The 6527-nt window shown below is 67.0% G+C and carries 8 protein-coding genes; 6 read left to right on the forward strand and 2 right to left on the reverse strand.

Annotated features, from left to right (window positions below; translation table 11 throughout):
* Positions 1–719: phosphatase PAP2 family protein (locus ACFE7U_RS16475; RefSeq protein ID WP_375410797.1), on the reverse strand; the 719-nt coding region annotated here is incomplete at its 3' end.
* Positions 720–732: 13 nt separating this feature from the next.
* Positions 733–1272 (reverse strand): 2'-5' RNA ligase family protein, encoded by a 540-nt coding sequence (locus tag ACFE7U_RS16480; protein ID WP_375410807.1) that lies wholly within the window; start codon positions 1270–1272, stop codon positions 733–735.
* Positions 1273–1369: 97 nt separating this feature from the next.
* Here ACFE7U_RS16480 and ACFE7U_RS16485 point away from each other — a divergent pair, with 97 nt between their 5' ends.
* From ACFE7U_RS16485 to ACFE7U_RS16510, 6 genes are all read left to right on the forward strand, one after another.
* On the forward strand, positions 1370–2323 hold the full coding sequence (locus tag ACFE7U_RS16485; protein WP_375410798.1) for a hypothetical protein: 954 nt from the start codon (positions 1370–1372) through the stop codon (positions 2321–2323).
* Between the two features lie 101 nt (positions 2324–2424).
* A complete protein-coding gene (locus ACFE7U_RS16490) occupies positions 2425–3402 on the forward strand; it encodes a glutathione S-transferase family protein (protein WP_375410799.1) in 978 nt (325 codons plus the stop codon).
* A gap of 68 nt (positions 3403–3470) precedes the next feature.
* Entirely contained in the window at positions 3471–3977 is a 507-nt protein-coding gene (locus ACFE7U_RS16495) for a hypothetical protein (protein WP_375410800.1), read from the forward strand.
* 252 nt (positions 3978–4229) lie between these two features.
* Positions 4230–5147, forward strand: a complete 918-nt coding sequence (trxA, locus tag ACFE7U_RS16500; RefSeq protein WP_375410801.1) for a thioredoxin — start codon at positions 4230–4232, stop codon at positions 5145–5147.
* A gap of 87 nt (positions 5148–5234) precedes the next feature.
* Positions 5235–5903 carry an LON peptidase substrate-binding domain-containing protein gene (locus ACFE7U_RS16505; RefSeq protein ID WP_375410802.1) on the forward strand — a complete coding sequence of 223 codons (669 nt, stop codon included), beginning with the start codon at positions 5235–5237 and terminating at the stop codon, positions 5901–5903.
* Positions 5904–5929: 26 nt separating this feature from the next.
* Positions 5930–6136, forward strand: coding sequence for a Trm112 family protein (locus tag ACFE7U_RS16510; protein ID WP_375410803.1), 207 nt, complete (start codon positions 5930–5932; stop codon positions 6134–6136).
* The last annotated feature ends 391 nt before the right edge of the window (positions 6137–6527 follow it).

Raw genomic sequence — 6527 nt, forward strand, 5'->3', positions numbered from 1 at the left:
AGCGCCACGAACCAACAGAGGGCGGCCCAGGCCGCGCCGACGCACCAGCCCGCCACGACGTCGCTAGGCCAGTGCACGCCGAGATAGATCCGGCTGATGCCGACGACGAGCGTCACGAACACCCCGAGCGCCAAAGTCAGGATCTTGACGCCGCGCCCGCGCTCGACCCTTGCAAGGAGCCCGGCCAGGGTCAGGTAGGCGATCGCGGACATCATCGCATGCCCGCTCGGGAAGCTTGCGGTGAACACCTCCATGCCGTGCGGCACCAGGTCGGGCCGCGGCCGCACGTAGAACAGCTTGAGTACGGTCGAGGCAATCAAGCCCCCCCCGATCGCCGCGACGAGGAAGACCGCGATCCGGCGACGCTCGGTCATCATGAGGAAGAGCACGACCGACAGGGTCACGAAGGCGATCGTGAAGATGCTGCCGAGACCCGTGATGTCGCGCATGGTCTCCTCGAGCCAGCGCGGCCCGAGCGGGTCGGAGAGGTCGAGGGGATTGCGCAGGGAGAGAAGGATCTTGCGGTCGAGGGCCGCGGTCGAGCCTTCGCCGACCTCGTCAGCCAGCGCGAAGAAGCCGTAGCCGAGCAGGCTCACGGCCATCAGCGAGACGAGGGGCCCGATCTCGTTGAGGCGCAAGCCGCGCCATAACGTCGTGGCGTGCCCAAGGACAGGGACCTGGTGGCTGCCCACCGCGGAGAATTTTGGCCGGGTCTTCATCTTGGTAGGGTTTTCATGGTGTCGGCAGATCCTGTCCGAAGGCGAAGGCGGCGCGAGGTTCCCAAGGGCCGCCGAGATAACGCCACAGCATCAGCCCGGGTGCCATGAAGCGGAAAGGTTCGAACCCCTGCGCGAGGTCGGCGTGGAGCGCCCGGGCGATCTCGGGCGCCACCTTGTTCTGCACCGTCACGTGCGGGCGCCAGCCCTGACGATCCTGAGGGGTCAGCATGTCGGCAAAGCGGCTCGCCAGCCGCGCGCGCAGGGACGAAAGCGCGTCCGAGGCCAGGACGAAGGCGACACCCCGGCCCGTGAAGCGCAGGCCCGTCACGGCGACCTCCGGCAGCGGCTCGGCGCGCAGCGTCGCCGCGATGGTCTCGACGATCCCGGGTTCCTTCAACCCGTCGAGGTGATGGAACAGGGTGGCATGGGCCGGGATCCGGTTGAGCTTCTCGGGGAAATGCCGCCGCCGCAGGCCTTCGAAGAACGCGGCCGAGTCCGCGTCGAAGGTCAGGGTCAGGATCAGGGGATCGGCGCTGGGCTCGGATGTCGGCATCTCGCCCTCGAAGATGGTGCGGGCCCGGCAAGGGGTCCAGTGCCGGCCCTCCGCGGATGCCCTGTTCATGTACGCACGGCCCGTCTAAGGAGCCGGCATGCAGCGTCGTCAGCGGGAGACCGTCCATGTCGGCCGTGAGGGATGGCTCTTCCTGATCGGCGGCACCAACCGCGTCATCGAGCAGTACCGGTCGACCTGGACTTGGTGGTGGCTCCTGCGTGGCTGGACCCGACGCATCGAGGCGCGTGCCGCACGGGCTCGGGGGCTTGGCATCCGCTACCTGCACGTCGTCGTCCCCGAGAAGCTGTCGGTCTACGACGACCGTACGGACGGTCTGCGCTACGATTGGCGGAAATCCCCTGCGCGACGCCTCGCCCGCCGCCTCGCCGACAGCGCGGCCTTCGTCGACCTCGTCGGCCCAATGCGGGCCGCCCGCGACGGGCCGGAGCCGCTCTATTACCTCACCGATACTCACTGGACCCACGAGGGCTGCTTCCTCGCCTACCGCAACCTGATGCGGGCCTGCGGCGCCGTGGTGCCGCCGGACCTCGCCGACCGGCCGCGCTTCGACAGCGAGCGCGTGCGCGACCTCGGCGAGAAGGTGCCGGCCCGGCCGAGCGAGCGCACGAGCTTGGCGCTCATCGCGCGCGACGCCGTGCGCAGCCATGCCAATACGCTGGTGGACGCCTATGAGGCAGCGGACCGGGCCGCCTATCTCCACCGGGGTGCCCACGTGGTGTTCCGGAACGAGAGCCCGGCAGTCGACCCGCGGACCCTCGTGCTGTTCGGCGATTCCTACGCGCATTTCGCGCCCATCATGCTGACCGGTCTCCTCGCCGAGAGCTTCCGGGAGGTGCATTTCGTGTGGTCGGCGAGCCTCGACTGGAATTACGTGGAGAAGGTGAGGCCCGACCTCCTCGTCACCGAGATCGCCGAGCGCTTCATGGTCCGCATCCCCGACGACCGCTACGACGTCGCCAGCCATGGCGCGCCCGAGGACCCCGCCGATCTCGACGGCCTGCCGCCCCTGGCGATTTCCGGGACGGTGTAGGCGACAAGCCGCGCGGGGTTCGGGACGCCGTCACCTCTACCCGCCTTCGCTTCGGCTCCCATGTCAGGGCCAACGATCGTGGGTTGAGGGAGGCACAGGCCATGGGACTGCTCGTCGACGGCGTCTGGCAGGACAAGTGGTACGACACCGCCTCCACCGGCGGGCGCTTCAAGCGCACGGATGCGAAGTTCCGCAACTGGGTCACCGCCGACGGCAGCCCGGGTCCCTCCGGGGAGGGCGGGTTTCCGGCCGAGCCCGGGCGCTACCATCTCTACGTATCGCTGGCTTGCCCCTGGGCGCACCGGACGCTGATCATGCGCGTCCTCAAAGGCCTGACCGACGCGGTCTCGGTCTCCGTCGTCGATCCGCTCATGGGATCGGACGGCTGGGTCTTCGGAACCTCGCCCGGGGCCACGCCCGATGCGGTGAACGGCGCCTCCCGCCTGTACGAGGTCTACCTCCGGGCCGATCCGGCCTTCACCGGGCGCGTCACGGTGCCGGTGCTTTGGGACCGGACACGCGTCACCATCGTGTCGAACGAATCGGCCGAGATCATCCGCATGCTCGACGGGGCCTTCGGTGATCCGGGGCCGTCGCTCTACCCCGAGGCCCTGAGACCCGAGATCGATGCAATCAACGCCCGCGTCTACGACGCGGTCAATAACGGGGTCTACAAGACGGGTTTCGCCACGACTCAGGAGGCCTACGAGGAGGCCTTCGGCGCGCTGTTCTCCGAACTCGACGCGCTGGAGGCCCGGCTCGGCCGGCACCGCTACCTCTGCGGGCCTGCGCTCATGGAGGCCGATATCCGCCTGTTCACCACACTGGTGCGCTTCGACGCGGTCTATGTCGGGCATTTCAAGTGCAACCGGCAGCGGATCGCCGACTATCCCAATCTCTCGCACTACCTCCGCGACATCTATGCCCTTCCGGGTGTGGCCGAGACCGTGAACCTGACCCATATCAAGCGCCACTATTACGAGAGCCATCCGACCATCAACCCGACCGGGATCGTTCCCATCGGACCCGACCTCGCCTTCGACGCTCCGAACGACCGCGCCCTGCGCTTCGCGAATTGAGGCGAAATCGGCACGACAGTGCCGCCCGACCCTCGACAGATCGATCAACGACCATAGGTCTCGGCACCATGACGCTTCGCAACGCTATCTTGTCCCTCACCACCGTCCTGGCGCTCTCCGGGCAGGCCCACGCGCAGGCGACGATCAAGCTCGACGGGCGATGCGACAGGCTCGTCATCGCCGGGCAGGATCTGACAGCGGCGTGCCAGGGCACGCTGACGAACGGGGTCGACCGCAACCGCGCCAGCTTCGAGTTCGCCACCAAGGACGGCCGGTCCCTGAGCTTCAGCGGCAACGGCTCCCAGCAGGAGCGCACCGAGGAGACGGACCCGCTCCAGCCGATCAACCTTCTCATTCCCGGCGAGAAGGGTGCGGAGGGCATCGTGCGCAATCCCGTCGTGGCCGTGGGCGCTTGCAGCTTCAAGTCGCCCGAGCCGGGCAAGACCGCCATCGTCTGCGAAGCGACCGCCTCGACGGGCCGTTTCGAGGGAACCTTCGTGACCGACGCCAAGGATGCCTCGAAGGATGCGTCCAAAGGCTCCTCCAAGGAGCCGCCGGGCGCATCCAGGAACTGAGCCGGGCGGTCGCTTCCGACGCTTCCGGATCTCGACGCGGGCGGGCAGCAATGAGGCGGAGCCCGCGTCGGGAAAAGGCGATGGGGTCCAGAACCTTGCCAACCGAGTCCCGAGGGGGCGGCATTGCGTCTTTCGACCCGGAGGCTGTAGGCCGCGGTCTGGTCACGGCGGCGTCAGCGACCATCTATCCATGAAGGTAGAGTGTCCGTCGGCCGGACCCAACTTCGACATCGACACTTCTGCGAGGGTTCCATGCTCAACGATGCTTCCGCGCCCGATCCGCGCCCGGCCGGCGAAACCGGATCACCCACCAAGGACGTGACCACGGCGAGTTTTCGGCAGGACGTCATCGCGGAATCGATGAACCGCCCGGTCCTCGTCGATTTCTGGGCGCCCTGGTGCGGCCCCTGCAAGCAGCTTGCTCCTATCCTCGAGAAGGCGGTGGCAGCCGCTGGCGGCAAGGTCGTCCTCGTCAAGATGAACATTGACGAGCACCCGTCCATCGCGGGCCAGCTCGGCATCCAGTCGATCCCGGCCGTGATCGCGTTCCAACGCGGACAGCCGGTGGACGGCTTCATGGGGGCCGTGCCCGAGGCGCAGATCAAGACGTTCATCGAGACCCTGGTCGGCCCGGTGGGACCGACGCAGGTCGAGGACCTCCTCGCCGAGGCGACGCTCGCCCTTGAGGAGGGGGACGTCGCCGGCGCCTCCGAAATCTATGCGGCGGTTCTCGCCGAGGAGACGGAGAACATCGCGGCGCTCACCGGCCTTGCCAAGATCCAGTTCGATCTGGGCGAAATCGAGCATGCCAAGCGCTTCCTCGGCATGGTGCCTGAGGCGAAGGCCAACGATCCTGCGGTCGTCAGCTTGCGCGCCGCCATCGAGCTGTCCGAGCAGGCAGCGTCGCTCGGCGACCTCGGCGGCTTCCGGCGCCGCATCGAGGCCGATCCGAACGATCATCAGGCGCGCTTCGACCTGGCGCTCGGCCTCAACGGCACCAACGAGCGCGACGAAGCGGTGGACCAGCTCATCGAGATCGTGCGCCGGGACGGGACATGGAACGAGGGCGCCGCGCGCAAGCAGCTCCTCACCTTCTTCGAGGCCTGGGGACTGATGGACAAGGCCTCGATCCGCGGCCGGCGTCGCTTGTCGACCCTGGTCTTCGCGTGACGACGCCTACCTGAGCGATTGTGAAGGACCGAGCCCGATGCCGAAGTTCGTTCTCGACGTGACGGCATCGGGTTCCGAGGAGAGAACATGAGCACGCATGCGGGCTACAAGAGTCCGGACGATTGCCCCGGCGTGATCCCGGTGTTTCCCCTGCCGGGTGCCCTGCTGCTGCCGCGTGGGCAGATGCCGCTCAACATCTTCGAGCCGCGCTATCTCGCGATGGTGGACGACGCCTTGCGCGGCGACCGCATCATCGGGATGATCCAGCCCGACGTCGAGGCAGGCTCATCGCCGATGACGCCTCGGCTGTTCCGGGTCGGCTGCGCCGGCCGCATCACCCAGTTCGCCGAGACCGGTGATGGTCGCTACCTCATCTCCCTCACTGGCGTTGCCCGCTTCCGCGTCGAGAGCGAGCTCGCAACCACCAGCCGCTATCGCCGCTGCCAGGTCTCCTACGGCGAATTCGCCACGGATTTCGAGCCCCGGGCCGGTGAAGAGGCTGTGGACCGGGAGGGGGTGCTCAAGGCGCTCAAGGACTTCGTCGAGGTCAACGACCTCAAGGTCGATTGGGCGGGGATAGACGAGGCCCCGAACGAGGCCTTGGTCAACGCCCTGTGCATGATGAGCCCGTTCGGACCCCGCGAGAAGCAGGCGATGCTGGAAGCCCCCGACCTCAAGTCTCGAGCCGAGGTCTTGATCGCGGTGACCGAGATGGAGTTGGTGCGCGGCACCGGGGCCGAACCGACCCTGCAGTGACATCAGACCACCAAGGACTACATCCGATGGCGAACGAACCTGTACCCGCAGTCGAAGCGACCCGCGTCGACCCGAAGCTCCTCGAGCTCCTTGTCTGTCCGCTGACCAAGGAATCCCTCGACTACGACGCCACGCGTCAGGAGCTGATCAGCCGCTCAGCCAAGCTCGCCTATCCGATCCGCGACGGCATCCCGATCATGCTGCCGGAAGAGGCGCGCCCGCTGACGGATTGACGCCACCAGCTGCTGCATCGGTATCCTGGCTCGCAGGCGGCCCGGGTGACGGGCCAGGCACGTGTCCCTTCTCCCATGAGAGAAGGACAGGATGAGGGATGCGTGCTGTGGGGAGAGTTCGCACATCTGCCTCCAGCTCTCTTTATCCAGTGAAAGCGATTGCAGGTGGGACTCGTTCGCCTTTCCTTGTGCGAAGTATCGACACCCCCTTTGTCATTCTGGGCGCAGCCCCGGAATGACAAATTGGAGCTGGGACACAAGGAGAGACCAACTCCATCCTTCTTCGGAACCGGGCCGAATCCCCATCTGCAATCGCCCGTCCTTGCAGCAAAGGTCGCTTCGCGATGTTCCGTCGGATGCCGGGATATAGGCTCCGTTGCTCAGTTGAGAC

It is taken from the genome of uncultured Methylobacterium sp. (assembly GCF_964251405.1).
Classification (GTDB): domain Bacteria; phylum Pseudomonadota; class Alphaproteobacteria; order Rhizobiales; family Beijerinckiaceae; genus Methylobacterium.